This window comes from Nocardia sp. NBC_01388 (assembly GCF_045040085.1).
GTDB lineage: Bacteria > Actinomycetota > Actinomycetes > Mycobacteriales > Mycobacteriaceae > Nocardia.
Genome location: NZ_CP109553.1, coordinates 2,356,775 through 2,382,995 on the forward strand (window position 1 = coordinate 2,356,775; position 26,221 = coordinate 2,382,995).

Annotated in this window: 24 protein-coding genes; 17 read left to right on the forward strand and 7 right to left on the reverse strand. The window is 65.8% G+C overall.

Annotated elements, in window-relative coordinates:
- The first annotated feature begins 2 nt into the window (after positions 1-2).
- The 3 genes from OG716_RS11435 (at position 3) to OG716_RS11445 (ending at position 4,394) form a co-directional block, all read left to right on the forward strand.
- A complete protein-coding gene (locus OG716_RS11435; RefSeq protein WP_405137609.1) occupies positions 3-1,115 on the forward strand; it encodes a serine hydrolase domain-containing protein in 1,113 nt (370 codons plus the stop codon).
- Between the two features lie 310 nt (positions 1,116-1,425).
- Positions 1,426-2,901: a MutS-related protein gene (locus OG716_RS11440; RefSeq protein WP_405137610.1), complete on the forward strand. Its 1,476-nt coding sequence runs from the start codon at positions 1,426-1,428 to the stop codon at positions 2,899-2,901.
- A complete protein-coding gene (locus OG716_RS11445; protein WP_405137611.1) occupies positions 2,898-4,394 on the forward strand; it encodes a MutS-related protein in 1,497 nt (498 codons plus the stop codon). The genes OG716_RS11440 and OG716_RS11445 overlap by 4 nt, the downstream gene beginning before the upstream one ends.
- Positions 4,395-4,425: 31 nt before the next feature.
- Here the strand turns inward: OG716_RS11445 and OG716_RS11450 are convergent, their stop codons facing one another.
- The 3 genes from OG716_RS11450 to OG716_RS11460 form a co-directional block, all read right to left on the reverse strand.
- Positions 4,426-5,037, reverse strand: a complete 612-nt coding sequence (locus OG716_RS11450; protein WP_405137612.1) for a TetR/AcrR family transcriptional regulator — start codon at positions 5,035-5,037, stop codon at positions 4,426-4,428.
- On the reverse strand, positions 5,038-6,777 hold the full coding sequence (locus OG716_RS11455; RefSeq protein WP_405137613.1) for an amidohydrolase family protein: 1,740 nt from the start codon (positions 6,775-6,777) through the stop codon (positions 5,038-5,040).
- A gap of 130 nt (positions 6,778-6,907) precedes the next feature.
- A complete protein-coding gene (locus tag OG716_RS11460; RefSeq protein WP_405137614.1) occupies positions 6,908-8,308 on the reverse strand; it encodes an FAD-binding protein in 1,401 nt (466 codons plus the stop codon).
- 354 nt (positions 8,309-8,662) lie between these two features.
- Here OG716_RS11460 and OG716_RS11465 point away from each other — a divergent pair, with 354 nt between their 5' ends.
- From OG716_RS11465 to OG716_RS11480, 4 genes are read left to right on the forward strand one after another with little or no spacing between them, the layout of a single operon-like run.
- A complete protein-coding gene (locus OG716_RS11465; protein ID WP_405137615.1) occupies positions 8,663-9,670 on the forward strand; it encodes a hypothetical protein in 1,008 nt (335 codons plus the stop codon).
- On the forward strand, positions 9,667-10,719 hold the full coding sequence (locus OG716_RS11470; RefSeq protein WP_405137616.1) for a hypothetical protein: 1,053 nt from the start codon (positions 9,667-9,669) through the stop codon (positions 10,717-10,719). The genes OG716_RS11465 and OG716_RS11470 overlap by 4 nt, the downstream gene beginning before the upstream one ends.
- Positions 10,716-11,549: a hypothetical protein gene (locus OG716_RS11475; protein WP_405137617.1), complete on the forward strand. Its 834-nt coding sequence runs from the start codon at positions 10,716-10,718 to the stop codon at positions 11,547-11,549. The genes OG716_RS11470 and OG716_RS11475 overlap by 4 nt, the downstream gene beginning before the upstream one ends.
- On the forward strand, positions 11,546-12,568 hold the full coding sequence (locus OG716_RS11480) for a hypothetical protein (RefSeq protein ID WP_405137618.1): 1,023 nt from the start codon (positions 11,546-11,548) through the stop codon (positions 12,566-12,568). The genes OG716_RS11475 and OG716_RS11480 overlap by 4 nt, the downstream gene beginning before the upstream one ends.
- A 79-nt stretch (positions 12,569-12,647) precedes the next feature.
- On the opposite strand, the gene OG716_RS11485 is transcribed toward OG716_RS11480, so the two are convergent.
- Positions 12,648-13,829 carry a cytochrome P450 gene (locus OG716_RS11485; RefSeq protein ID WP_405137619.1) on the reverse strand — a complete coding sequence of 394 codons (1,182 nt, stop codon included), beginning with the start codon at positions 13,827-13,829 and terminating at the stop codon, positions 12,648-12,650.
- 419 nt (positions 13,830-14,248) lie between these two features.
- On the opposite strand from OG716_RS11485, the gene dinB reads away from it, so the two are divergent.
- On the forward strand, positions 14,249-15,475 hold the full coding sequence (dinB, locus tag OG716_RS11490; RefSeq protein ID WP_405137620.1) for a DNA polymerase IV: 1,227 nt from the start codon (positions 14,249-14,251) through the stop codon (positions 15,473-15,475).
- A 71-nt stretch (positions 15,476-15,546) separates the two neighbouring features.
- Here the strand turns inward: dinB and OG716_RS11495 are convergent, their stop codons facing one another.
- Positions 15,547-16,767: a serine hydrolase gene (locus OG716_RS11495; RefSeq protein ID WP_405137621.1), complete on the reverse strand. Its 1,221-nt coding sequence runs from the start codon at positions 16,765-16,767 to the stop codon at positions 15,547-15,549.
- A gap of 201 nt (positions 16,768-16,968) precedes the next feature.
- Here OG716_RS11495 and OG716_RS11500 point away from each other — a divergent pair, with 201 nt between their 5' ends.
- The 9 genes from OG716_RS11500 (at position 16,969) to OG716_RS11540 (ending at position 23,677) form a co-directional block, all read left to right on the forward strand.
- Positions 16,969-17,220, forward strand: coding sequence for a hypothetical protein (locus OG716_RS11500; RefSeq protein ID WP_405137622.1), 252 nt, complete (start codon positions 16,969-16,971; stop codon positions 17,218-17,220).
- A gap of 405 nt (positions 17,221-17,625) precedes the next feature.
- Positions 17,626-17,973 (forward strand): YciI family protein, encoded by a 348-nt coding sequence (locus OG716_RS11505; protein ID WP_327139217.1) that lies wholly within the window; start codon positions 17,626-17,628, stop codon positions 17,971-17,973.
- Positions 17,974-17,977: 4 nt separating this feature from the next.
- A complete protein-coding gene (locus OG716_RS11510) occupies positions 17,978-19,246 on the forward strand; it encodes an RNA polymerase sigma factor (RefSeq protein ID WP_405137623.1) in 1,269 nt (422 codons plus the stop codon).
- On the forward strand, positions 19,246-19,422 hold the full coding sequence (locus OG716_RS11515; protein WP_405139633.1) for a CopG family transcriptional regulator: 177 nt from the start codon (positions 19,246-19,248) through the stop codon (positions 19,420-19,422). The genes OG716_RS11510 and OG716_RS11515 overlap by 1 nt, the downstream gene beginning before the upstream one ends.
- Before the next feature lies 1 nt (position 19,423).
- A complete protein-coding gene (locus OG716_RS11520) occupies positions 19,424-19,768 on the forward strand; it encodes a VOC family protein (protein WP_405139635.1) in 345 nt (114 codons plus the stop codon).
- A 2-nt stretch (positions 19,769-19,770) separates the two neighbouring features.
- Positions 19,771-20,619, forward strand: a complete 849-nt coding sequence (locus OG716_RS11525; protein ID WP_405137624.1) for a class I SAM-dependent methyltransferase — start codon at positions 19,771-19,773, stop codon at positions 20,617-20,619.
- A 228-nt stretch (positions 20,620-20,847) separates the two neighbouring features.
- Positions 20,848-21,750, forward strand: a complete 903-nt coding sequence (locus OG716_RS11530) for an IS5 family transposase (protein WP_405137625.1) — start codon at positions 20,848-20,850, stop codon at positions 21,748-21,750.
- Between the two features lie 210 nt (positions 21,751-21,960).
- On the forward strand, positions 21,961-22,974 hold the full coding sequence (gene murJ, locus OG716_RS11535) for a murein biosynthesis integral membrane protein MurJ (protein ID WP_405137626.1): 1,014 nt from the start codon (positions 21,961-21,963) through the stop codon (positions 22,972-22,974).
- Between the two features lie 58 nt (positions 22,975-23,032).
- On the forward strand, positions 23,033-23,677 hold the full coding sequence (locus tag OG716_RS11540) for a TMEM175 family protein (protein WP_405137627.1): 645 nt from the start codon (positions 23,033-23,035) through the stop codon (positions 23,675-23,677).
- An 11-nt stretch (positions 23,678-23,688) separates the two neighbouring features.
- Here the strand turns inward: OG716_RS11540 and OG716_RS11545 are convergent, their stop codons facing one another.
- Positions 23,689-25,161 carry a glycoside hydrolase family 76 protein gene (locus tag OG716_RS11545; protein WP_405137628.1) on the reverse strand — a complete coding sequence of 491 codons (1,473 nt, stop codon included), beginning with the start codon at positions 25,159-25,161 and terminating at the stop codon, positions 23,689-23,691.
- A gap of 39 nt (positions 25,162-25,200) precedes the next feature.
- The gene (locus OG716_RS11550) at positions 25,201-26,154 is read right to left on the reverse strand and encodes an alpha/beta hydrolase (RefSeq protein WP_405137629.1); all 954 of its coding nucleotides are present in this window, start codon (positions 26,152-26,154) and stop codon (positions 25,201-25,203) included.
- Positions 26,155-26,221: the final 67 nt, after the last annotated feature.

The window sequence follows — 26,221 nt, forward strand, 5'->3', positions numbered from 1 at the left end:
TCATGACCACCACCCTCGATCCCGAGAAACTACAAACCGCCCTGGATGCCGTCCATCACGCGGGTATGCCCGGAATTTTTGCCGAGGTGCGAGACGACGGTGAAATCTGGCGCAGCGCAGCCGGATTCGCCGATATCGCCACCCGCCGGCCTGTCACGGCCGATATGCGGCACCGCGTCGGCAGCATCAGCAAGGCCTTCACCGCCGCCGCTGTGCTGCAGCAGGTAGAGAATGACGAAATAGCCCTCGACACACCGATCGGCCACTACCTGCCGCGGCTGGTTCCCGGAGAACGAGGTGCGGCGATCACGGTCCGGATGTTGCTCAACCACACCAGCGGACTCGCCGACTATCTTCCGCAGGCCTTCCCGTCCCTCGCGGCATCCCCTCCCCTGTCCGAAACGACACCGAAGAGCTTCGACGACAACCGGTTCAGAAAATTTCCTCCGACCGAGCTGATCGAGATGGGGGTCTCGGCGCCTGCCACCAGGGCCCCGGGTGAGACGCCGGGAGTCTACTCGAACACCAATTACCTGCTCCTGTGCCAACTTCTGGAATTGGTGAGCGGAACCTCGGCGGAGAAATGCATAACTCGCAACATCATCGAGCGCGCCGGCCTGCGTGGCACCGAGCTCCCTACCGGACCGTATATCAACGGACCCCACTCACACCACTACGAGGTGTGGTTCGGCATGATCGACCCACCGCGTGACTACAGCGTCTACGACATGTCGTGGGTGGGGCCCGCGGCTTCGCTGATATCGACCGTCACGGACCTCAACCGCTTCTTCGGCCTGCTGCTGGACGGCGAAATCATCAGCCGTTCGTCGCTGACGCAGATGCAGCGCACCGTTCCGGTCATCTCCTTCGAGGGCAAGACCATCGACTACGGCCTCGGCTTGCACAAGCGGACGGTGCCCGGTCACGGCATCCACTGGGGCCATGACGGCTCCGTCTGGGGCGGCGGCGCACTGTCGATGACAAGCGCCGACGGCATTCGGCAATTGTCCCTCGCGGTAAACCTGCAGCGCTGGAACCGATTCGGCTCCCTACCGCAGCCGCATCCCATCGACAATGCGCTCGAGGCGTTCACCCAGCTCGCGCTGAGGCGATGAGCACCATCGATCTCGCGGATGAGTCGTGCTGAGTTGCAGTTTGAAACTAACACTCTCCAGGTTTGATTAGTTTCATTCTGTACTGGAGGCCGCGGAGGCGGACCTGGACTCATCGCCGGAGTCGTCGGGGCGACTGGAAGCGGCCGGGCAGGTCGGGTACTTCGCGGGGTCCGGGACAGCTCACTCCACCATGATAGCTTGACGACCGGCTAGGTATCTCCCTAATCTGCAAGAGAGGCACAGGCTTACGGAGGTGGGGATGCGGGCAGGCAGTGTTCTGTGGCCGGAACGGTCGGCGAGGGTCGCGGAGGTGATCGTCGATGGCGACACCCTGACCGACCTCAATATCGATCAGGTGATCGCCGCGGTGCTCCGGGATGGGGACGAACACGAACTTGAGTCGTTCTTTCGGCGGCCGGTTCGTGATGGGGATACGGTGCGCTACCGCCAGGAAGTGTTCGGCGACTTGGGAAATGACGCGGTACGCGCCGTAGTCGTGGAGTTTTCCGGAGGAATGCGGCGCGTGCGGCGACGGCTGGCGGGGGCGGCTGGGCTGACGCATCCACTTCAGAAACAGCGCTCGCTGCTCGACGCGGCCGCGGACTACATCATGGCGATCACGCGGATAGCCGATGCGATGACCGGGTTGCCGCTGTCGTCACAGGCGTTGGTACAGTGGCGCGATTTCGTCGAGTTCTACACCGGGGAAACTGATTTCGGTTGTCTGGTGAACGACGTGCGAAACGTACAGCAAACATTGGCCACTGTTCGCTACAGCATCCGGATCGTCGACAACACCATCGAAGTCGGCGCCGACACCGACGAACAGAACTACAGTGCAACGATCGCGGATCTGTTCGCGCGCTTCGGATCCGGTGCTCCTCCCCCGCTGCCGCAGGAACCGGAATGGGCCGATATGAATCAGATGGAGGAGCAGATCCTCGATCGGGTTGTCGCCCTGCATCCGGGCGCTTTCGGGCGGCTGGCCGAGTTCTCGGAACGACACGAGCATTTCATCGAATCAGCGGTGGCGACGTTCGACCGGGAGATTCACTTCTATCTGCTGTACCTCGACTTCGCCCGGAGCGTCACCGGCGACGGCCGGACGATGTGCCTGCCGCAGGTGGTGGTTCCGCCCGATGACATTCGCGCCGTAAAGGCCTTCGACTTGGCGCTCGCTGGTCGGCGTCGAACGGAACAACCTTTGGTGTGCAACGATTTCGAACTGTCGGGCACGGAGCGGGTACTGGTGGTGACGGGCCCGAATCAGGGCGGGAAGACCACATTCGCGCGCATGTTCGGGCAACTCGTTTACCTCGCCGCGCTCGGTTGCCCGGTTCCGGCCCGCTCGGCCCGGCTCACACTACCGGATCGAATCTGCTCGCATTTCGAACGCGCGGAACAGGCCACCGATTCCGACGGCCGCCTGCTGGCCGAACTCGAGCGAATGCGCGACACACTCGACCAGGCCACGCCCGACAGTGTGATCATTTTGAACGAAAGCTTCAGCTCGACGAGCACTGTCGACGGCGTGCAGATCGGCTTCGAAGTCCTCGATCAGATCATCGCGCACGGGTCGATTGCCGTATGGGTGACCTTCTTCGACGAACTCGCCCACGCGGGACCGGCCACGGTCAGCATGGTCGCCGCCACCGACTCGGACGACCCCTCGCAGCGCACGTTTCGGATCGTACGCAGACCGGCCGACGGCAATGCCCACGCGGTGGTGCTCGCCGAGCGATACGGCCTGACGTACGACCTCGTCACAGCAAGGATCGCGCAATGAGAGTCAACCTGCTGTATCCGGCCGACGGGGTTCGCAGCATCGCTGTCAACGGCGATCGCGCATTCGGTGATCTGGGAATGGAATCGCTGTATGCCGCAATGGCAGCCGAGGACGAGATAGTCCTGAATTCGGTCCGGGCAATCCTGCCCGCGACGGTTGTCGATCCCGAGGTGATTCGTCACCGGCAAGCCGTGCTGACCGACTGCTGCGCCCATCCGGCCGTGATTCGCGAACTCTTCGAAATCTCCGTCGAGCCCACCCGGATCCAGCGCTGGCCGGTCGGCGGCGGTCGCCGATCAGGCGGCAAACTCATGCTCGCGCTGCAGCCGTTCACCGATCTCATTGCCTGCGTGCGGCGGCTGCGCACCCTGTGTGAGCGGCACGCGTCGCTGTTCAACTCGGCTGGCCTCACCGACCTATTGGCGACAGTGACGGAGCAGTTCGACGATGCCTATCTCGACGCCGTCGAAGCACGGCTGGACACAATGTATTTCGAGCACGGCGTACATCTCAGCGCAGGGCTCGGGACCGGCAATAAGATCACGAATATCGTGCTGCACGAGCCGATTCGCCCGCGGCGCGGCCGCTTCGGACTCGACCGGCGTTCCAGCCGGGCCTTCCAGCCCATCGAAGACCCCGAAGCCAGATCCAATCCCGGCCTGAACCCCGTCAAGCAGCTGAAGGACCGCGCGCTCACAGAGATCGCGGAAGTCGTGAGTTATGCCGCCGACCACGTGCACGATTTCTTCCAGCGGCTGCGCACCGAACTAGGCTTCTACATCGGCTGTCTCAACCTGCGCGATCGATTGACACTGGCGGGACTGCCGACCTGCCTTCCGATCATTCACCCGGCCGGTACTTCAGCACTTCGTTGCATCGGACTGCGCGATATCACTTTGTCCGTGACCGCCGATCGAGCGGTGATCGGCAACAATGTGGCAGCCGACGCACGCTCGCTCATTGTCGTGACCGGCGCGAACAACGGCGGCAAGTCCACCTTCCTGCGCAGTCTCGGCGCCGCGCAATTGATGATGCAGGCCGGCATGTTCGTCATTGCCGACAGCTTCGAATCCGATATCCGCGACGGCGTTTTCACCCATTTCGTCACCGACGAAGACCGCACCATGGCACACGGCAAACTTGTCGACGAGCTGATCCGGATGAGCGCCATCGTCGACCGGATCGGCCCGAACTCCCTGCTGCTGTGCAATGAATCGTTCGCCTCGACCAGCGAGCGAGACGCCTCCCGAATCGCGGCCCCGCTCATCGGAGCCATGGTCGACGCCGGCGTGAAGATTGTCTTCGTCACCCACCTGTACGAGTTCGCACACCAGCGTCACCGAGCCGCCCACTCGACCGACCTTTTCCTGCGCGCCGGACGTCTGCCCGATGGCAGCCGCACCTTCCACATCACGCCGGGGACGCCGGAACCGGGCAGTCATGCCGACGAGATCTTCCGGCGAGTATTCGACAGCGCACGGACCGCAGGCTGATCGAACCCGCTGCGCGGCAGCTGAATCCGGCTCAGTTGCGGCGGGCGCTCGTCAACTGGCGGAAGGCATCGGCAATCCGGTCGATTCGGGCTTCCTCGAGATCTGGCCGTGGGTAGGTGTGCCGGAAGATCGCCTCGCCGTCGAACATATGCAGCAGCGAGGTGGTGACCAGCCGGGCCACCTCCGGCGAGACATCGGGGCTCAGGGTGGCCACCGCGACCTCCTCGACCTCGCTCATGAGGCCGCGCAGGACGGGTTCCAGGCGGGTGCGCAATTCCGGTTCGGTGCGGGCGGCGACGAGCAGTTCCAGCCAGACCACATTGGTGGTGTCGCGGATCTCGCGGCGGATGAAGTGCATGAGCCCGGTGAGATCGACCGGATGGCTGGTGTTCTCCGGCAGCCGCAGGTCCGCGACCGCGACCATATGCCGGTGGCGAACCTCGTCCGCGGCGGCCACCACCAGATCGGTCCGGGATTCGAAGTGCCGGAAGATGGCGGCCTTGGAAACCCCGGCACGACTGCTGATCTCGCCCAGTGAGGTGTTGTGGTAGCCGATCTCGGCAATGGCCTCGATGGTGGCGGCCACGAGTTTGGTGATGGTGGCGGCGCGGCGCTCGGCCTGAGTTCGTCGCGCGGTCGTCAATTAGCCTCCAGCTCGCAGGAATCGCCCGGTCCGGCCGGTGCCCAGGACCTCGGCGGGCACTCCGTCGCCGAAGACGTACCGACCACCGATGAACACGGCCGACACGGCTCTGTCATTGCGATTGACCATACGTGGCAGGTTTCCGTAGGTGGGCACAGGGCATTCGGCGTACGCCTCGAGCGAATCGTCCAGGCCGGACGGATCGACGATGAGCACATCGGCGCGATCGCCTTCGCGCAGGTGACCGGCGTCCAGGCCGTACCAGTCGGCGAGCTCACCGGTCAGCCGGTGCACCGCGCGCTCCAGTGTGAGGAACGGCGTTCCGGCCTGTTCCGCGCGCTGCACCCGGTGCAGGAAGCGCAGGCCGAAGTTGTAGAAGGCCATATTGCGCAGGTGCGCACCGGCATCGGAGAACCCGAGCTGCACCCCGGGATGCGCGCTGAGCTTGTTGAGCATCTCGGGACGATGATTGGAAATCGTGGTGCGCCAGCGCAATTTGGTGCCGTGCTCCACGACGAGGTCCAGGAATGCGTCGACCGGATGCAGACCACCGCGTGCGACACCCACCTGCCCGAAGGTCTTGCCGAGGACACTCGCATCCGGGCAGTCGACGATCTCGGCGTCGAAGAAGTCCCGGTGCCAGACCCGGATCCCGAACTTCGAGTCGTAATCCCTGCGGAATCGCCTGCGGTACGCCTCATCTCGCATGAGCGCATTGCGCTCCACCTGATCGGCCAGGTGCAGTGCGGCCGCGCCGGAACCGAACTCCTCGAAGATGACCAGATCGATGCCGTCGGCGTACACCTCGAACGGAATCGGCAGATGCTGCCAGCGGAAGTCGCCGCCCAGCCCGTTCACGACCCGGGTGATGGCGCCCATCAGGTGCACGAGCAGCGGATTCGCCTTGAGGTCGGCGGCCGAGATCAGGGTGGTCTTCAGCTGTCGCCGGAACAGGCCGACGCTGCTGAACGTCATCGCGGCGATACTGCGCGGCGAGGTGACGTCCGGCCCGCCCTGCAGCACGCGCCGGCGCCGCCGCAGAATCGCATTGAGCCGCCGCCGTTCCCGCGCCCGGGCGTAGGTCGAGGGCAGCGTCCGGGAGCGGGCTACTTCACCGTCGAGCTTGTCGAACAGCAACTGCTGCGCCGACATCCCCACGAACCCCGCGTCCAACGCCTCGGTGAGCGCGGCTTCCATCGCCGCCTGCTCGGATGCGGTGGGGCGCACCTGCTTGCGGGTGGCCCGATCCAGGCCCATGAGGGCGGTCCGAATATCCGAATGCCCGATCATCGCACCGAGATTGGGCCCGAGCGGGAGCTCTTCGAGGGCGGCGACATACTCATGTGCCGACTTCCAGGTCTTTCCCTCCACGGCCGCGATCACGTGCTGCCGCGGAATGGCCTCGACGCGGCCGAACAGATCGCCCGCGTCGGTCGCCGAGGCATGCACCGTCGACAGCGAACACGAGCCGAGGATCACCGTCGTAATCCCGTGCCGCACAGACTCGGTCAGCCCCGGCGCCTGCAAAACCTCGATGTCGTAATGGGTGTGCATATCGATCATCCCCGGCATCACCCACTTGCCCGCGGCATCGACGATGTTCGGGCAGTCGGTCTCGTCGAGCGGCTCCGCGGACACCGCGACAACGCGATCCCCACTCACACCGAGATGACGGATGGCAGAAGGGGATCCGGCGCCGTCGAACCAGCGGCCGTCCTTGATGATCGTGTCATAGCCCACACCCACATTGCAACCGATCGGTCACTAACTGTCAAGGATCGATTACCGGGGATGATCGGCGTCGACCGGTCCGAGCAGGCAACGGCAATCACGTGAGTGCCGTTGCCCCTCGAAACCGGTCGGCCGCAGGTCAGTTGACGAGCGCCGTGTAGATCCGGTTGTTGGGGTCGAGTTTGGTGCGGATCGCATCGAGCCGGGTGAAGTTGTCTCCGAAATAGCGGTCGACCGGATCGCCGGGCTCGAGGTAGTTGACATAGGCGCCGGAGGTGGCGGATTTGATGAGTTGATGGGCTTCCAGCACCCAGGCCCGTGCTATGTCCGTCGGTGTCGGTTCGTAGCAACCCCACTCCACCATCGCGGCGTGATTGCGCCACGGGAACGCCGCATCGGCGGGTGTGGTGTCGCGGATCGCACCGTCGAGCGTATTGATCTGCACCCACCCGGTATTGCCGTCCCGGGAGAACATGGTGATCGCCTCGATGATCACCGCGATCACGTCGGAGGACAGCTCCTTGACGATGTCGGAACCGTTGTTGAAGCTCGCGCGCGGTTCGGTATTGCTGCCGCCGGCGAGATAGGTGACCGCCTCCATGTGCGACAGCGTGCGAGCCTCCACCGTCAGCGGCAACATCCGCATCGCGCTCGCCAGCGCCGCACCGGCAAGTGCGCCGGAACCCGCGGGACATACCAGCTGCACCCAGCAGCGCAGCCCGCCCTGACCGTCGGCGTCCACGCTGATATCGGCCCACTGCTCGTGGTCGGCGCCGCGCACCCATTCCGCCCATCCCGCAATGGCATCCGCCGCCCGGTTCCCGGGGAACGTCAGCGCCACAACATCTTTCGAGGTCGCTTCGCAAGTCTTGAAGGTGAAGGACGTGACAATTCCGAGGAAGTGCCCACCACCTCGCAACGCCCAGAACAGATCCGGGCGCGAAGTCGCCGACACCTCGGTGACCGTGCCGTCGGGCAGCACCAGCGTCGCCGCGCTGAGCCGGTCGCAGGTCATGCCGTAGCGGCGCGATTCGAAGCCCAGGCCACCGCCGAGTGCGAGCCCGGCAATGCCCACCGACGGGCACATCCCGGCCGGAATGGTCTGCCCGTACTGATCGAGCTCCTGGTACACATCACTCAATGTCAGAGCGGGCGCCACCACCGCGGTCCCGTCCTGATAACTGACACCCGTCAAGCCACGCAGATCAACGATCATCACCCCGGTCGCGGAAGACACCCCCGCGTACGAATGCCCACCCGAACGGGCCGCCAGGCGCAACTTGTTCTGCGCCGCGAATGACACTGCCGCCGCGACATCGTCCGCGGTGGCCACCTGGACGACCGCCGACGGCGTCTCATCGTCGAACCGGGTGTTGAAGATCTGCTTGGCCATCCCATAATCCGCATCGTCGGCCCGCACCACGCGGCCCTCGATGTGGTTCTGCAACTCATCCCAATCCGCTGCGGCGGCCAACTCGGCCGACGACGGTGAAGGGTCGGCATGCGCAGGCAACTCGCTGGCAGATGCCCAACCAGCCACTGCGATCCCGAGTGCTCCCCGCAGAAACATGCTGCGTGAAATGGCGATATCGGTGGTATCTATCGCTCGGCTCCTATCCCTCATCTGGTACGACCTCCCCACGTTACTGGTTGGTGCAGTACAAGATCGGTCGTTCCGTCAGGCCGCTGACGCACGACCACAACGGATCTCGTACTCACCAATAGTCGCCCCGCGATCGGGCCGCACACACTTCTCACAGCGAATTGACAGGGTTTTACCGGATTCCGTTCACCGTGACTTCAAGGGGTTACTTTTCGGCCGACTCGAGTTGCTATGTGTGTGCTGTCCGAACACTTGGAGTACATCAGCACCGAATCAATCGAGGGACAAGTTATGGCACGGAATTCGTATCGGTGTGCTGCGGGCCTGGCCGCGCTCGGGCTCGCCGCCCTGGCCGCGCCGGTCGCGCATGCGGAACCCGCGCCGCTCAACGGGCTGTTCGCGCTCTCCTCCGGGGTGTGCGCGAACGGGGTGGTCACCGGGAGCTTCTTCCGGATGATCCTGCCCACCGGCGATGCGAACGGGCCGTATCTGCAGAACAGCGATTCGCGGTGCAGCGATCAAACGGTGACTCCACTGTCCGCGGGCAGTGACGGCGGACTGGTCAGCGGCAGTTATCAGCCACAACCCGCGGCGGCATTCGATGGAGCGGGCAATGCGGTGTCCGGACGGGTCACCACACTGGTGCGGTTCTACGGCGTGGACTTCGCGACGGCCACCAATGCGACCGATCCGCAGACCGGTACGGGCGCGGGCCTGCCGCAGATCTACAGCGACGGCGGGCACCTGTCGGGTGACTTGAGCAGCCTCGGCGTGACGTGGAACAACCAGCTCTTCAATCAGGGCTCCCCGAAGCCCGGCGGCGGGCTGCCGGGCAAGACCAGCCCGATCAGCGGAAGCATCGATGGGACAGGCAATTTCGTCATCGAGTGGACGAGTCAGATCGTCGGCGGGCCGTTCAACAACTTCACCGGACTCTGGCATCTGGCGGGGCAGTACCGCGGTGGCGGGCTGCAGGCCGCGCCTGCGGCGGCCCCGATCGCACCGGCCGCGCCGCAGGCGGCAGCGCCCGTGCACGCCGCTGGTCCGGCGCAACCGCCGGTCGCCGCCCCACCTGCACCGGCTGATGCCGCGGCCGTCAACGCAGATCCCGCGCCCATCAACGCCGCGGCCGGCCCGCGAACTGCACAGGCCGATCCTGCTCCCGTCGCACAGAGCGTGGAAATTCCAAGTAATCAGCGCAATTCGTGGCTGATACCGGTGCTGTTCGTGGTCGCCGTGGTCGGTACCGCCGCGTTCTTCAGCGCCGGACGCCTCGCCAAGATCCGGATCCGGCGATGACCTCCGCACCACCCTCGTCCGCACCACCCTCGTCCGCACTGCCCGCGTACAGCGAATTCGTCTCCACCATCGAACGCGCGCCCGAGCGGGTGGCGGCCCGCTGGCCGTTCGTCGCGCTGATCGTGCTCGGCGTGCTGCTGGTGGCCGCACCTCTGATCACCGGCATGTTCCCCCGGGCGATCAAGGGCGAGGCCATGATCGACGCCTTCCATCCCTACATCGCCTCGAAAAGCATTCAGGACTATCGAGATGACCTGCATGTCCTCGACGAGGCCCGCACGAACGTCCTCGCTATTCAGGCGAACGGCGGAGAGCCGGGCAAGTTCGAATACGTCGACAAGTTCGTTCAGGACTACCCGAGTATCAACGCCAGCCTGACCGGCATGGTCAACAGCATCGACGCCAATCAGGACAACTACCGGAAGCTTTCCAGCACCGCGCCTTTCGGAGTTCTGCCCTGGCTGCTGGCGCTGCCCGGACTGGTATTGATCGCGGCGGGCGGCTTCGGGCTGCGGGCCGCGCGAAACGGTAAGCGGGGCGTGTTCTGGCACGGAGCGGCGGCCTTGGCCGGAGTTGCCCTGATCGCGGTGCCCCTCACCGGTGGCCTGTTTCAGGCCGCGCCGGCGGCGCAGCCGCTCATCAATGATTTCCGGCCGATTCTCACCCACGACGAAGTCCGCACGGTCCAGGGCTATTTCGTCACCATCGTCGCTGCGGACGGGGAGCTCAACAGTCGCTATGTGAGCGCGTTGAAGACCGCCCGCCCGGACGCCGATCGCACCGGCATCACGGCGCTGGAAGCGCGCTGGCAGCCGATGACGGCTCGGTTCGCGGCGCTGGTCGGCGTGCTGAACGACAATGTCGGCAATTTCGATGCCGTTGGCGCACTCAATGATTCGACGAAGCCGCTGGGCATCACCGCTTTCCGCGGCCTGGGCTGGGGCTTTGTCATACCCGGATTCCTCGCCCTGGCGGTCGCCGCCGCGGGGTTGCGGCCGGCACTGATCGGTTCACGCCGCGGCGGTTCCAAGGGAGGTACCTCGAAGTGAGGATTTTCGGACGTACTATCGGCCGCGCATTCGCGGTCCTGCTGGCCGCCACCGCGGTGCTCGCAACCGGTTGCGGCAGTGATGATTCCGCCAAATCCGCGAGCGGACCGGAGCAGCTCGTCGGACTACTGCGCTTCACACCCGGCGCGGCGAACGGAAACGCCGTGACCGGCACCTGGTTCCGCATGGTGCAGCCGGGCGGCACCCCTGAGAACGGGCCGTACATGCCCAATGGCGATTCGCCCGCACAGGGCGGCTCGACCACGCTGCTCGAACCGGGAACGGCGGGCGGACTGCGCGTCGGCGGCTATCAGAGTGAGCCCAATCCCAGTTTCGCGAAGGGCAATTCACTGGCGGCCTCGATCACCAAGCCGGCCAAGTTCTTCGCAGTGGAATTCGGCACCTCCACCAATGCGGTCGATCCGCAAACCCAGCGCGCGGTGCCGCCGCCGACCGTGACCGACAATCACGGGAAGCTGACCGCCGACCTGTCCGCGTGGGCCGCGTCCTGGAACGATCAGGAATTCAATCAGGGCGCTCCCAAGCCACCGGAGAAGCAGGGTGCGCAGGTCGCCGGCGCGGAGCAGGTGCAGAAGGCCTGGGATTGGGTCGCTCAGCGCTGGTTCGATCGACCGAGTTCCGACGCCGCCCAAGGTCCTTCGGCCACCGGCACCTACGACCCGAAGTCCCGCGCCTTCACCCTCCAGTGGACCAGCCTGATCGTCGGGGGTCCGTTCAACGGCTTCACCGGCGTCTGGCATCTGGAAGGCGTTTACGAACCCGACGCCGCGGGCTCGCCCGCGACAACACCGAGGAGTACCGGCCGATGACTTCCGCCGAAAAGAATCGCCGACCGGCGGTGGTCGCTGCCATCCGTGCGATCGCCGCGCTGACCGTCGTCGGCAGCGCCGCCGCGGTCACCACTCTGACGGTTCGCGCCGATGACCACACCACGACCACCGTGGTCGCGAACGAACAGACCTCCACCACAACAACATCCGCCGCGTCCGGCAAGGTGGAGGTAGCGCCCGCACCGGTCGCCGACGGCGCTGCTCCCGAAGCAGTAGCCCCCGGTGGCGCGAATGCCCCCGCACCCCTGGGTCAGGCGCCGAATGCCGCAGTTCCGATCGGTCAGGTCCGGGGCGCCGCCGTTCCCCTGGGTCAGGGTGGAGCGCCGGCTGCTTCGGCGCCGCTCGGCCAAGGGACTGCTCCCAACGCCTCCGTGCCACTGGGCGGAGCCACCGCACCGAATGCGTCCGTCCCGCTGGGGGGAGGCACCTCGCCGAATGCGTCCGTGCCGCTGAATCAGGCTCCCGGACAGGATGGTTCGATACCGCTCGCGGCGGGCAACCCGTTCGCCACCCGGCCGGTCGAATCCCAGCCGGTCTGCCCGCTGGGCTGGCCCGCGCCGAAGCAGCAGGGCGGACTGGCCTCGCTGATCGGCCTGGCTCCGCTGGCCGGCCCGTTCTCGTCGGAGGCGTTCGCGCTCGGCTCGGTCTATCAGCCGATCCTGCAGCTGGCCGGGCCGATATTGGCCGAGATCGCACCGGTGATCACCCAGAACCAGCCGCTGATCGATCCCATCATCGCCAATGTGCAAGCGGTGGAAGCCGTTGTGCTGCAGGCAATACTCCCCTACTACGGCCCCTACCGCGCGCAGCTCATCGCCGCGGAGGGCGACTTCGCCAAGACCCTGGCCCCGATCCTGGATCACGCCTACAACAGCGAGGCCGCCTCCTGCCTGGTCGCCTGGCAAGGCCAGGTCATCGACCAGGCCAAGGGCGGTCACATCACCGTCGCCTCGCTGGCCCACCCGGGCACCGTGGTCGAACTGGGCCCGGAGGACTGAGCGTATCCCTGTGCACAAGAGGGTGATTGGACAGCGAAGTCGGTGGCGATGACCCGATCGCCGCAGCGGGCGATCGGGGTCAACGCAGGGTGAGTGTGGTTGGCATAGCCGTGAATCCGTGGACGCTCGCCGCGTGGGTGCGCACGGCTCGCTGCTCATCGATTTCGTAGTCGGTGATGCGGGCCGACAGTTCCTCGAGGACCACCCGGGATTCCAGGCGGGCAAGGGGGGAACCTAGGCAGAAGTGCGGTCCGCCGCCGAAAGTGGCCATTGCCTTGGTATCTCGGTCCAGATCGAAGCGCTCGGGGTCGGGGAAGACTCGGGGGTCCCGGTTGGCGGACCCCATGAGCAGTAGGACGCGCTCCCCGGCGGGGATGGTCACGTCGTGCAGGGTGACGTCCTCGGTGAGCAATCGGGCCGAGGCCGGGGACGGGTGGTCGTAGCGCAGAGACTCCTCGACCCAGTCGGCGATCCGCCCGCCGAGTCCGGCCTTGCGCTGATCCGGATTGCGCCAAGCCCAGTACCAGGCATTACCTAGCAGATGCGCGGTCGTCTGATTGCCCGCTCCGATCATCAGGAACATGAAGCCGATGATCTCTTCGTCGGTGAGGCTGTCGCCGTCGGCCGAGGCCTGCACCAGGGTCGAGGCCATATCGTCACGCGGATTGCTGCGCCGGTCGGTGACGAGCGCGGCGTAGTAGCCGTACAGCCCCACGGCCGCTTCCATCGCCTCGGGCGGAATGCCGGGGACATTGTCCACCCGGTACATCACATTCGTCATCATCCGCCCGACCGCCGGCCAATCCGACTCGGGCACTCCGCTCAGTTCGCAGATCACATCCGTCGGCACCTTCCCCGCCAGATCCTTCACCAGGTCGAACTCGTCGGACTGCAGGGCCTCATCCAGATACCCGCGCACAATGCCCCGAATCCGGTCTTCCAGCGCCGCGATGCGACGAGGAGTGAATCCGCGAGAGACCAGAGACCGCATCCGAGTGTGCTGAGGTGCGTCCATAGCGAGGAACGACAGGAACTTGGGGGCTACCTCCGGATCCCACGCTCCTTCTTCCAACAGCACGCCGTGCGAATTGGAGTACCTCCGCGTATCCCGCAGCGCCGTAGTGACATCCGCGTGCCGAGACAGCGCCCAGAAGTCCAGCTCCTCATTACGGAAGACCGGCGCCTCCTCCCGCAATCTCGCATAGACCGGATACGGGTCCTGGTTGATCGAAAAGTCGTACAAATCGAAACGCAGCCCCACTGGGCCCTCCCCGCAGATCACCGACACGATGCAATGATCATCAACGGCCGGGTCGAACTAAACAAGCACTTGCTTGTTAACCGGAGATCAACACTGAACGCCCTCCGCTGCGCCGCCACTCCGGGCGCCGCATACGGCCGGTCACAGTGTCCCGCAATCGAACTCGATGGCACCGAGCTACGTCCGGGGTCAGCCGAGTGATATGAGGAGTGCCGACGACTGCCCGCCATGTCGGCCGTGACCGCGCGAATGGTGGACGCCTGGACCAGAGTGGAATCCCCGGACCCTGGATCCGCGAGCGAGCGCTGGGGTTGATCAACCGAACCTTCGACATCCTCGAGCACGGTCTGGCCTGAACCTCGCGTCAGAGCATCATTTCCGGCGCGGCGAGGCAGACACGCCGAAGCGTATGCGAACATATGTTCGTGTCCGGTGCCGAGATCGAGAAACCGAGTCGCCCCGAGCGGGCGTCGATTCTGCATGCGGATCTCGATTCCTTCTATGCCTCGGTCGAGCAGCGGGACGATCCGCGGCTACGCGGTAAGCCGGTGCTTGTGGGGTCCGGCGTGGTGCTCGCGGCCAGTTATGAGGCGAAGGCGTTCGGGGTGCGCACGCCGATGAATTCGCGGCAAGCGTTGCGGCTGTGCCCGCACGCGATCGTGGTGCCGCCGCGGATGGATGCCTATGCGCAGGCGAGCCGGGCGGTATTCGATATCTTCCGGGACACCACGCCGGAGGTGGAGGGCCTGTCGATCGATGAGGCGTTTCTGGATGTCGGCGGACTGTGGCGGATCGCGGGGACCCCGGTGGAGATCGCTCGGAGGCTGCGCGCGCGGGTGCGTGATGAGGCCGGACTGCCGATTTCGGTCGGTGTGGCGCGCACCAAATTCCTTGCCAAAGTGGCCAGTGCGGTATCGAAACCCGATGGGCTACTGGAGGTTACGCCGGATCGGGAGCTGGAGTTCCTGCATCCGCTGCCGGTGGAGCGACTGTGGGGCGTCGGCGAGGTGACCGCTCGGGAATTGCGCGAGCGGGGCATCACCAAGGTGGGGCAGCTCGCGGAATTGGGCGAGGAAGCTTTGGCCGCGACGGTCGGGCAGGGCGCGGGGCGGCATCTGTATGCCCTGTCGTGGGCGCGGGATCCGCGCCGGGTCGATACCGGCAAACGCCGGCGATCCATCGGCGCGCAGCGCGCCCTCGGGCGGCGCGCCCGTGCCGACGACGAACTCGAGGCGTATCTGCACGGGCTGGCCGATCGGCTCGGCCGCCGCCTGCGATCCGCCGACCGCGTGTGCCGAACCGTGGTGCTGCGCTTGCGATTCGACGATTTCACCCGGGCGACCCGATCGCACACCCTGCCGCAGGCAACCGACCACAGCGCGGTTGTCCTGTATGCCGCCCGCACACTCCTGACCGCCGCGCTGCCCACCATTCACGAGCGGGGCGTGACCCTCATCGGCCTGTCTCTGACCAACCTCGACAATGCCGACACCATGCAGCTGGCGCTCCCCCTCGAATCCCGCGCGGACTCGACTCTCGATTCGACCCTGGATGCGCTGCACACTCGGTTCGGCTCCGGCGCCGTCACCCGCGCCGCCCTCCTCGGTCGTGGAGAAGGATTTTCGATCCCGATGCTCCCCGACTGAGGGAGCACCCGGACGCTACGACCCGAAATCCGATGTCGGCGGTCGCGATACCGCAGGCTGCCTTCTTCGGACTACTCGTGCCGACTGATGGAGTTTGAGATCTGTGCGACCAATTCCCAGGGGCGCGACATATCGGCGACGGCTTTGCCACTGGTGAGAATTGCGCCCGAGAGGCCGCGGGACGGGTCGGCCCAGCCGTACTGGGTGGTCAATCCGCTTCGGCCGAAATGGGTTTCGGTATTGCGGCCGAACTTCGAACGGCGGGCGCCGAGTTCGTAGCCCGCTACCGAGACTCGACCGGCCACGCCGGGAATCCAGCGGGCGGGCTGGATGGCGGTGTGCAGTGTCTCCGGGCGCATGATCCGGACGCCGTCCAATTCGCCTCCGCGCGCGAGGATCTCGTAGAAGCGGGAGAGTTCGCAGGCGGTGGTGACGAGGTTGCCCGAGGGAAGTTCCGCGGTGAGGAAGGCGCGCTCGGCCTCGGCGGTGGTGGGTCCGGAGAGTCCGCCGCCGAGTGCCCTGCCCGCCAGATGCCGCCAGATACGGGAGGGCCCCGGGCCGACCTTCACGCTCGGCACGACCTGGTCCACATCCTCGGGACGGACACCGAAATTGGTCCAGCGGAATCCGAGCGGGTCCAAGACCTGCTCGCGCAGATGCTCACGCATCGCCTTACCTGTTGTCCGCTGCACCAGCAGGCGCTGGATCAATCCGCCGGTCATGGCGTGATACACCCGGAACAGGCCGGGCCGCCAGCTCGGGACCAAATCGGACAGCGCCCGCGCCGCCAGTTCCTCGTCCAGCACCAGGTCGACGCCGCGATACGGCGGGGTGATGAACGGTACGCCCGCCGAATGCGAGAGCACATCGCCGATGGTGATCCGGTCTTTGCCGTTGGCCGCAAACAGCGGAATGTGCCGGGCCACCGGATCATCCAGCGCGAACGCGCCCTGCTCGATCAGCATCAACATGAGCGCGGCCGCGACGCCCTTGGCCGTGGAGAAGCCGCAGAACGGCGTATCTGGCGTGACGAGCCGCTTCTCGGAATCGGGACCGTCCGCGGGCGCATTGCCCCAGCCGTGCCCGATCGACCGATTCAGCAGGACCTTCCCGTCCCGCCGCAGGCAGACCTGGATCGCGGGCGTGGTCCCCATCAGGTACCACGAGCGCACCGACTCCCAGATCGACGCTATGTCATGCGCCGCGCCCGCTGGATCGTCCTCGTAGCCAACCGTCGTCACCGCGTCCAGATCCGGTCCTACCTGCACCATCGATGTCGCAACTGGGCTCATTCGACCAGGATAGAGAGATATCGTCGCAAGGCGCGGCGCGCGACGCGATGATCATCCAGAAAGACCGCGGGGCGGGCGTTCGTGATCCCTGCCGATCTGAGGCCAGCCGGGCCGCTGCGAACTTTGGCGGTTACGGCCGACCCGGAACACGACGCCGAACCGTGCGAGGCCAACCAGCCAATCGGTTATTGACACGCCGAAGTGAAGTTCACCACGAGCAACGGCAAACGCACCAACGATTACCGCAGGACCGACAGTGAGATCGGCTGGTACGGGCTGACCGGGTACGCCGCTGAAGACGCGGCCGCCGTGACCGTGGCCTCCAGCCTCGGCACCGACCGCGTCGAGGTCGCCGCCGACGGGTTGGTGCTGGCCGCTGTGCGTGCCCGCTCCAGCGAAACCCCCACCGTGATAATTCATTTGGTCGCCGGCGAGAACCTTGTGGCCCCGTAACCCTCTCGGCGACTGGGCGACCGATCTCGCGCAGGGGCCGGCCGGCTTCCTGACCAGACCGCTCTGGCTTGCTCCGGATTTCGACGGCCGGCACTGGCCGGACCGCACTGCACGTATGGAGTAGACGCCCGCTCACATAAACGAAGCCCTGACCCGTAGGGGGATTCGTGCCAGGGCTTCAGCTGGTCAATCGCCCTACTATTCGCGGTGTTACGTCGCCGCCATCACCCGTCGCCAATCGAGCCCCGGCATTCCCTCCTGCTTTACAGAACAGAGATCGGCAATTCCCAGTAGCGCGCGGTAGTGGAAAGATTTTCCGCAGAGTTGTCGATTTCCGGCGAACCCGCTCGTCGGAGAGGTAGAGCAGCCCGAACATCGGGCCGCCGGAACCCAAGGAGCGAAACGATGAGCAAGTATTTGGTACTGCTGTACGAGGACGAAGCCGGGTACGCCGCCGCGTCGCAGGAGGAGCTGGGGGCGATCTATCAGGAGCATGTGACCTTCCAGGAGATCGCGGGTGCGGCTCGGCTCGGCGGGGAAGCATTGCAGCCGAGTGGCACGGCCACCTCCATTCGCAAGGGCGCAGGCGGTGAGGTGACGGTGACCGACGGGCCGTTCGCGGAGGCGAAGGAGGTGCTCGGCGGCTACTACCTGCTGGAGGCGCCGGATCTGGATGCGGCGATCGCGCTGGCCAAGCAGGTGCCGACACCGTTCGGTGGCGTCGAGGTCCGGCCGATCATGGCGTTCGAATAGTCCGATGACAATTCTCGACCCGGCCGCGCGCGTCACCGCGGCCGTGGAGCAGGCGCACCGTCGCGAATGGGCCTTTGTGCTCGCCGCGACGGTGCGGTTGGTCCGCGATTTCGACCTCGCCGAAGAATGCGTGCAGGACGCCTATACGAAGGCGCTGACCGAGTGGACGGCGCACGGTGTGCCGGACCGGCCTGCCGCATGGCTGACCACCGTCGCCAAACGCCGGGGGCTGGATCTGCTGCGCCGCGAGTCGGCCATGAAGCGGACGCTGCCACTGCTGGTCACCGAGGAAACCGATACCGACACAGCGGATCTCGCACTCGACGGTATCGATGCGGAGTCCGCGATTCCCGATGATCGACTGCGCCTCATCAGTACCTGCTGCCACCCCGCGCTGTCGCGGGACGCCCAGGTGGCGCTGACCTTGCGGCTCGTCTGCGGCATCACCACCGCCGAGGTGGCGCGTGCGTTCCTCACCAGTGAATCGACCATGGCGGCCCGAATCACCCGGGCCAAGAAGAAGATCGCGCTGGCGCGCATCCCGTATCGGGTGCCGTCGGTGCGGGAGCTTCCAGACCGCATCGACGCCATCAGCGCGGTCATCCATCTGCTGTTCACGACCGGTCACACCGCTCCTTCCGGTGATGTGCTGGTACGGCCGGATCTCACCGTTCGCGCACTCCAGCTGGCGCGCATGATGCATGCGCTGGTTCCCGACGATCCCTCGGTGACCGGATTGCTGGCGCTGATTCTGCTCACCGATGCGCGCCGCGCTGCCCGCGTGGACGAGCACGGGCGGCTGCTCACGCTGGAGCATCAAGACCGGTCCCGGTGGGATCGGCCGGCCATCGACGAGGGTATCGCTCTGGTGAAACAGGCTCTGCCGCATATGGATCGGTATACGCTGCAGGCGGCCATCGCGGCTGTCCACGATGAAGCGCCGACCTGGGAGCAGACCGATTGGCGGGAGATCACCGGACTGTATGTGCTGCTGCGCCGCGAATGGCCGTCGCCGGTGGTGCATCTGAATTATGCGATCGCCGTGGGTCTTTCGGGTCGGCCGGAGCGTGCACTCGTGCTGCTGGAGGACCTTTCCGGTGAGCCGGCGATAGCCACCTACGGGTATTTCGAGGCCGCTCGCGCCGCGTTCCTGGCCGAGCTCGGCCGCACGGCGGAGGCGAAGTCCGCCTATGAAGCCGCACTGCTGCTCACCGAGAACGCGGTCGAGCGCGCGTATCTGGTGGATCGCCTGGAGGCGCTGCCGACGCTCTGATTTCCCTTGGCGGAGTCAAGCAATTCAATGTGTACCTGCCGATCAGTCTGATCAAGCAGGTGAAACTCCATGCCGTCGAAGAGGGTATGTCCCTGTCGGCCCTGGTGGCCGACGCACTCCGGGCGTACCTCGAAAGCCCACAGCAGCAGCGGAATTCAGCGAAGAATGAGGACTGACGTGACCATCGAAGGCATCGACGGCATATTCCTGGAGACCCACAATTGGGGCCAGGCAGCGAAGTACTACCAGGCACTCGGATTCGAACTCGATTTCGCCACCGACCACGGCTCCGGGCTGCTGCGGCACCACACCGGGCCATACGTATTCCTCGTCGAGGTTCCCGCCGATCAGGAGGCGCGGACGCAATTCGTGCTGAAGGTGACCGATGAGCAGGCGTTCCAGCCCGATGCGGTGCTCGAGGTGCTGAACGAATTCGAGGACACCCACTACGGGACCCGGGAGATGCTCGTGCGCGATCCCGACGGCCGGCTCTGGAACCTACAGGCACCGGGCAAGGACTGAACATGCTGCACACCATCGCTCCCGAGGACACTGCGCTGCGCGTCGCGCTGTGGCGCGCGCTGCACCTGCGGGTCGATGCGCAGCCGCATGTGCTCGAGGATGACATCGGGCTGAAGCTGGCTGCGCCCGAGGGGAATTGGCGCGAACGGCCCGATATGGACCCGGCGATCATGGCCCGCATTCGCGCCACCATCGTGGCGCGGGCCCGGCTGATCGAAGACCTGGTCGAGGAACAGGCCGCGCTCGGTATCGACCAATACGTGGTTCTCGGCGCGGGCCTGGACACCTTCGCCCAGCGACGACCCGATATCGCTTCCGGCATAAGGATTTTCGAAGTCGACCAGACCGGGCCGCAGAAATGGAAACGCCACCGGCTGATCGACCTCGGTTACGGCCTCCCCGAACACCTCACACTGGTGCCCGTGGACTTCGAGGCCGAATCGTGGTGGGACCGCTTGGCGGACGAGGGTTTCGACGCCGATCGCCCTGCCGTGGTGGCCTCCACCGGCGTCACCATGTACCTCAGCGCCGAGGCGAATGCGGGCACCTTCCGGCAGGCAGCCCAACTCGCACCCGGCTCCACCTTCGCAACCACCTTCACCCTCCCTCTCGAGCTGGTGGAATCCGAAGAACAGCCCGGCCGCAGCAATACCGAACGCCTCGCCCGAGCCGCAGGCAATCCTTTCATCATCTTCTACTCCCCCGATGAGATCATCGCGCTCGCAGCGGAATCCGGATTCTCCGGAGCTCGGCACGTATCCGCGGACGACGTCGCCGCGCGCTACTTCTCCGGTCGCACGGACAACCTCCGTCCGTCCAGCTCGGAGCAGATACTCATCGCCACAACGTAATTCACGCCTACGGTGGGTGGCAGGCGCCGCAGGACGGCACTTGCCACCCACCGGGGCCGGTCATCGCAGCACTAGGGAGTGTTTCGAAGTAGTTGATGGGGTGGCACCGCGCAGCGGTGCCACCCCATCAACTACTTCAGCGGAAACCGTTGTCCGCGTTGGCGTATAGGTGAGGCCTCCGGTAGTTGGTTCAGCTGTCGAAGAAGAACCCTCAATACCGGAGACCTCGTGGCCAGCGTAGCGGTGGCGGGGCGTGCGGACCTGACCGATGCCCAATGGGCTCGGCTGGAACCGTTGCTGCCCCGGAACAAGAAGGCGGGACGCCCGCCGCAATGGACGAAACGGCAGCTCATCGACGGGATCCGGTGGCGGACCCGGGTCGGATCACCGTGGCGGGACGTGCCAGGGGTGTATGGATCGTGGCTGGCGGTGTATGGGCTGTTCCGGCGCTGGCAGCGCGCCGGAGTGTGGGTGTTGATTTTGAAGTTGTTGCAGGCGTTCGCTGATGCCGGCGGTCGGATCATGTGGCAGGTGAGTGTGGATTCGACGATTCTGCGGGCCCATCAGCATGCTGCCGGGGCCCGTCGTGACGGTGACCGGCAGGTCGAGCCGCCTGGCGGCGTGGTTGCGGAGCCGGTCGATCACGGGCTGGGCCGGTCGCGGGGTGGCTGGTCGACGAAGTTGCATCTGGCCTGTGAACAAGGCTGTCGGGTGCTGTCGCTGCTGATCACGCCTGGTCAGGCTGGTGACAGTCCCCAGTTCACGGCGGTGCTCGATGCGATCGCCGTGCCCAAGCTCGGTGGTGGCCGGGCGCGGTCGCGGCCGGTTCGGGTGCTGGCCGACAGGGCGTATTCCAGTCGTGGGAACAGGGATTGGCTGCGTAGGCGTGGGGTTCGGGTGACGATCCCGGTTCCGGCGGATCAGGCCGGGCATCGCCGTAACCGCGGTGCGGCCGGTGGTCGGCCTCCGGCGTTCGATCCGGTTGTCTACCGGGACCGTAATGCGGTTGAGCGTGGCATCAACCAGCTCAAACAGCATCGGGCGGTGGCTACTCGCTATGACAAGCTCGCGGTCAGGTATCTGGCGACGGTGCATGTCGCTGCGATCAATCAATGGCTACGACAAGAGTGAGGGCGGGCCGTCCGGCCCGCCCTCACTTCGAAACACTGCCTAGTTCTAGATTGCTCTCGACGCGCCGGGCACCGACACCGTCGAACAATGCCGTTGCCGCGGTGTTGGATTCGTTCACCTCGGTGTACGCCGGGCCTATCCCATCGCGGTGCAGCACGCCCAGCGCGTGCGCAAGTAGCGCCCGGACCGGTCACCCTGACTCCGACAGCCATGACCACCGCACAGATTCTGACAATTGGTCTCGGCACTACCGCGGGACTCGTCGGGCAGGCCGCGTGGGTCTTGTTTGCTCTGCGCCGTAATGGATTCCACTGGAATTGGCACGCTCGCCCTCTCCCCTATACCTGGCGTCCGGTGCGCGCCGGACTTCCGGTGCTCGGCTGGGTCCTCGGGTACGCCGCGATCAGCCAGGTCGGTGTCGCCGTCACCATGCGCGTGGCGTTCGACCACGGCGGGATGTCCATCTCCTCGTACGCGGATCTGCTGTTTCAGGTCCCCTACGGGATTCTCGCGGCGTCGCTGCTGACACTGCTCATGCCGCGGATCTCCCGTTTCGCCGCCCTCGGTGATCTGCGCGGTGTGATCGCGGATCTCGGGCGCGGAGCGCGGTATCTGACAGTGGCGCTGGTGCCGATCACGGTGGCCATGGCGCTGCTCGGCCCGATGCTGGCCGGCACGGTATTCGGCGGGCGGCTCGATCCGGTGGCGGCCCGGTTGATCGGAACGGCCGTCGCATGCTCGGCCTTCGGGCTGGCGCCGTTCGCGCTGGTCATGCTCCAGATGCGAGTGTTCTACGCCTACAACGACACTCGCACCCCGACGGTGATCAATGTCGCGATGGTGGTCACGAAGGTCACCGTCATCGCCGTCTCGGCGGCGGTCTTTCCCGACCATATCGTCGTCGTGCTGCTGAGCGTCTCCAGCTCGCTCGCCTACGTTGTCGGTGCGACGCTCGGGCATGTGCTGCTGCGCAAGCGTTGTGGACTGCTCGGATTCACCGCTGTCGGTGAGACATTCACCCGGGTGGTGTGGGCGACCGCCATCGCGGGCGCATCGTGCGCGGCCGTCATGGCCATCGCACAGCACACCGTCTCCGGTCATGGTTTCGCGCATATCGTCACGCTGACGGGCGGCGCGGCAGGCGGAGCTGTGGCATTCCTGCTCGCCGCGAAGGCAATCGGAATTCCCGAGGTGCGCCGCGCGCGGGCTCTTCTGACCGCTTGACGGCAGCTTCAGATCGGCGAACCCTGCCTCGCGAGCGCGAACCGGTAGTGTCAACGCGGTGACCGCCCCCGAAGCAGGCCCGCTACGGACCCAGCGAGGACTCGAGCGGCTGATCTACTTCAGCGATGCCGTAGTCGCCATCGCCATAACGCTGATCGCGCTCCCCCTCGTCGACAGCGCACGAGATGTCGCGTCCTCGTCGACCGCGAAGTTCTTGTCCGACAACAGCTATGCGCTGACCGCCGCCGGAGTCAGCTTCGTGGTGATCAGCGTGCTCTGGCGGGATCATCACCGCTTGTTCGAGCGCGCCACCGGCTACACCCCGCGCCTGTTGCGGGTCAATATGGTGTGGCTGCTCTGCATTGTCGCCCTCCCGGTGGCGACGGTCCTCGACGTCTACTCGCAGCGCCACGATCGCCTGGCGGTCGGCCTCTACGTGGGCGTCCTGGTGGTCGCCCAGGCCACGATTCGGATCGAGGAGTTCATCCTCTACCGAGCCGGCATGCTCGCCGACATCGAGCGGATCACCGCCGAAGATCTCGCCGTGCGCTGGATCAATGTGGCGGCCACCGCCATCGCGCTGGTCGTCGCGGTGGCATTGCCGCAAATTGGACTGTGGTCACTACTGATCCTGGTGGTCTCCGGCCAACTGGAAGCCTTCGCGCACCGGCGAAAGAAGGCCCGCACCACCCCGGCCGACTAGCTCGAAGTTGTTCATACGGCATTGAGCGCATCCAATGCCGCTGTCTGGGTGGCGAAATTGGGATGGTCGTCGTCGCGCGGCGGCCCCTGCCAGCGGAAGCCGTACTCATCGGCGGTGTCGCGCAACGACTGTGCCTGGCGGGTGAGGAATTCGGCTGTGGCGACCGTGGAACGGCCGGTGTCCTCCAGTTCTCGGTAACCGCGGACGAGGACGCCTTTGTATGTTTCGGCGTCATGGCAGTCGGGCCCGGGACAGGTTGTTGCGCTGGGCTCGTTCAGGATTCCATTCTGGATGAATACGGAACCGTCGTGTGTCGCGGCCGCGGCGATCCGGTCGGCGGAGGTGAGCAGAGCGCCGTTTCCCGTTGCCCGGTGGAGCGCCACCAGTCCGCTGATCAGCATGCCCTGGTCGTAGGTCCATCGACGGTTCTCGTCGACGAGCACGCACGTGCCGCCGTACTGGTCGAGGTGATCGTTGATCACACCGGACGGGCCGAGCAGTGCTCGCCCCGCCCCGGTGGTGAACCAGTCCCAGGTCGTCGTGGCGCGCGCGAGATAGGACGAGCGGTCCGAGGGTTCGACCCGCGTGCTCAGCAAAGCGGTCGCGGTCAGATACAGCCCATTGGTGATCGAGTTCACCTGGGTCCACGGATGCAGGTCCGGGTCGATTCCCGTACGCGCCCAAGCCAGTCCACCAGCACAGAACGATGCCCGCTGGTCACCGAGTCCGTCCACGATCTTTCGGGCGGCGTCGAGATAGCGCGGCTCGTGGGCGAGATCGAAGGCACGGATCCAGGTCAGCGCCCACCACAGCGCGTCGTCGTTGTATCCGGTCTGGACGGGGACACCCGTGCGCGCGATATCGCCGTGCCGATACGTCTCGTCGACATAGCCGAGGTACTGCCGGTCACCGGTGCGACTCATATAGTCGATCACCGTGGTCAGGGCTTTGGCGCTCTGCCAGGTGCTCGCGTCCTGTTCCCATAGTCCGGTGCCGTGGTCGTAGCGTTCCAGCAATCGCTCGACGGCCCGCATGCGCTGATCGGGCGGCGGATCGGCGGGCCCGGCCCACCGGGTGCACCGGATCTCGGGGCGATCTGCGGCCTTCCCGCAGGCCCGCAGCAGGCCACCGGCGTACCGGTAGAACGGGCCGCGCTGCGCGGCAGTCGATGCAGGAATGCTTGCGGCGCCGAATATCTCGTCTCGCGGGTGAAACCTGCTGTCGCTGCGATCGAGCCAGGCCGAGTCCCCGGGCTGCCCGTTCTCGATGCTCGCGGCAGCGGCGCCGTCCCCTCGGACCAGCGTGATCGTGCGCGTCCACACCCGAACCTGCGGATTCACCGCCTGGATACCGCCGGGAGCCTCCGGCAGTGGCTGCATGCTCACATCGGGTGCGGACTCCTGCCGCACTATCAGGTAGGTCGCGATCGCGAGTCCGGCGACGCCGAGAGCCGCGCCCCACCGAACCCCGTTGCGTCCGATCACACCTGCCACGTTATAGCGGACGAGACCGGGAACCCCGCATCAGCCCCGCAGTGACTTGCCGAAGCTGGGCCACGCCTCGTGCAGGGCGTCCTGCCAGTACGGCCAGGCGTGCTGACCGCCCGGGGTATAGCTGTACGTCGCGGGGATGCCCAATTGCTCGGTGCGTGTTTGCAGTTCGTGCGTGCAGGTACTGACGACCGATTCGAGGATGCCCCCGGCGGCATTGGTGCGTCCGGCAGCAGCGTCTCCCGCATCACCGGCGGTGATGTACAGATTCACTCCACGCAGCTTCTCGAGATTCGCGGGCGTGGAGGGATCGTTCTCGACCCAGCCCGGAGAGCCGTCGACGCCCCACATGTTCCACGGATTGCCGCCACCGGACAGGACGACGGCCTGCGCGTACCGGCGGCCCGGATCGGTGCTGGTCTCGGCGCAGCCGCTGAACGAACCGACACTGCTGTACAAACCGGGTGCGTCCTCGGCCAGCGACAAAGCCGCACCGGCCGACATGGATACGCCCGCGATGGCATTGCGACCGGAGGCATTGAGCTGCGCATCGAGCAGCGGGGGCAATTCCTGGGTGAGGAAGGTCGTCCAACGGTTGCGGCCCAGCCGCGGGTCGTCGGCGGCCCAGTCGGTGTAATAGGTGTAGCGGCCGTCGAGGATGGTCACCACATTCACGTTCTGGTCGGACAGGAAATCGTCGACATCGGTCTTGGTTTCCCACGAGGTCTCGACACCGTTGTCCGCGATGCCGTCTTCCGCGCCGTTGAGCAGATAGAGCGTCGGCTGCGGCGCGCTCGTATCCGCGGCATGCATCACACGCATGGCGATCACCCGGTTCATGGCGGCCGAGTAGACGTACACGGTCGAATGTCGCGCGTCGATCGGCACCACACGGTCGATATGTGATCCATCGTTCGCAGCCTGTGGGGCGGGATCCGCCGAGGCATGCCCGGTCAGCAGGCCCGACATCACCACGGACAACGACATTGCTGCCGCCCATCGCCAGAGACTGCTTCGACGGTGCACATTCATCCGATCACCTAACGTTTCGCTG

Coding starts and splice junctions, on each gene's coding strand:
- OG716_RS11435 (WP_405137609.1), top strand. CDS start 3: ATGACCACCACCCTCGATCCCGAGAAACTACAAACCGCCCTGGATGCC.
- OG716_RS11445 (WP_405137611.1), top strand. CDS start 2,898: ATGAGAGTCAACCTGCTGTATCCGGCCGACGGGGTTCGCAGCATCGCT.
- OG716_RS11465 (WP_405137615.1), top strand. CDS start 8,663: ATGGCACGGAATTCGTATCGGTGTGCTGCGGGCCTGGCCGCGCTCGGG.
- OG716_RS11470 (WP_405137616.1), top strand. CDS start 9,667: ATGACCTCCGCACCACCCTCGTCCGCACCACCCTCGTCCGCACTGCCC.
- OG716_RS11480 (WP_405137618.1), top strand. CDS start 11,546: ATGACTTCCGCCGAAAAGAATCGCCGACCGGCGGTGGTCGCTGCCATC.
- dinB (WP_405137620.1), top strand. CDS start 14,249: ATGTTCGTGTCCGGTGCCGAGATCGAGAAACCGAGTCGCCCCGAGCGG.
- OG716_RS11495 (WP_405137621.1), bottom strand. CDS start 16,767: ATGAGCCCAGTTGCGACATCGATGGTGCAGGTAGGACCGGATCTGGAC.
- OG716_RS11505 (WP_327139217.1), top strand. CDS start 17,626: ATGAGCAAGTATTTGGTACTGCTGTACGAGGACGAAGCCGGGTACGCC.
- OG716_RS11510 (WP_405137623.1), top strand. CDS start 17,978: ATGACAATTCTCGACCCGGCCGCGCGCGTCACCGCGGCCGTGGAGCAG.
- OG716_RS11525 (WP_405137624.1), top strand. CDS start 19,771: ATGCTGCACACCATCGCTCCCGAGGACACTGCGCTGCGCGTCGCGCTG.
- murJ (WP_405137626.1), top strand. CDS start 21,961: ATGACCACCGCACAGATTCTGACAATTGGTCTCGGCACTACCGCGGGA.
- OG716_RS11550 (WP_405137629.1), bottom strand. CDS start 26,154: ATGTCGTTGTCCGTGGTGATGTCGGGCCTGCTGACCGGGCATGCCTCG.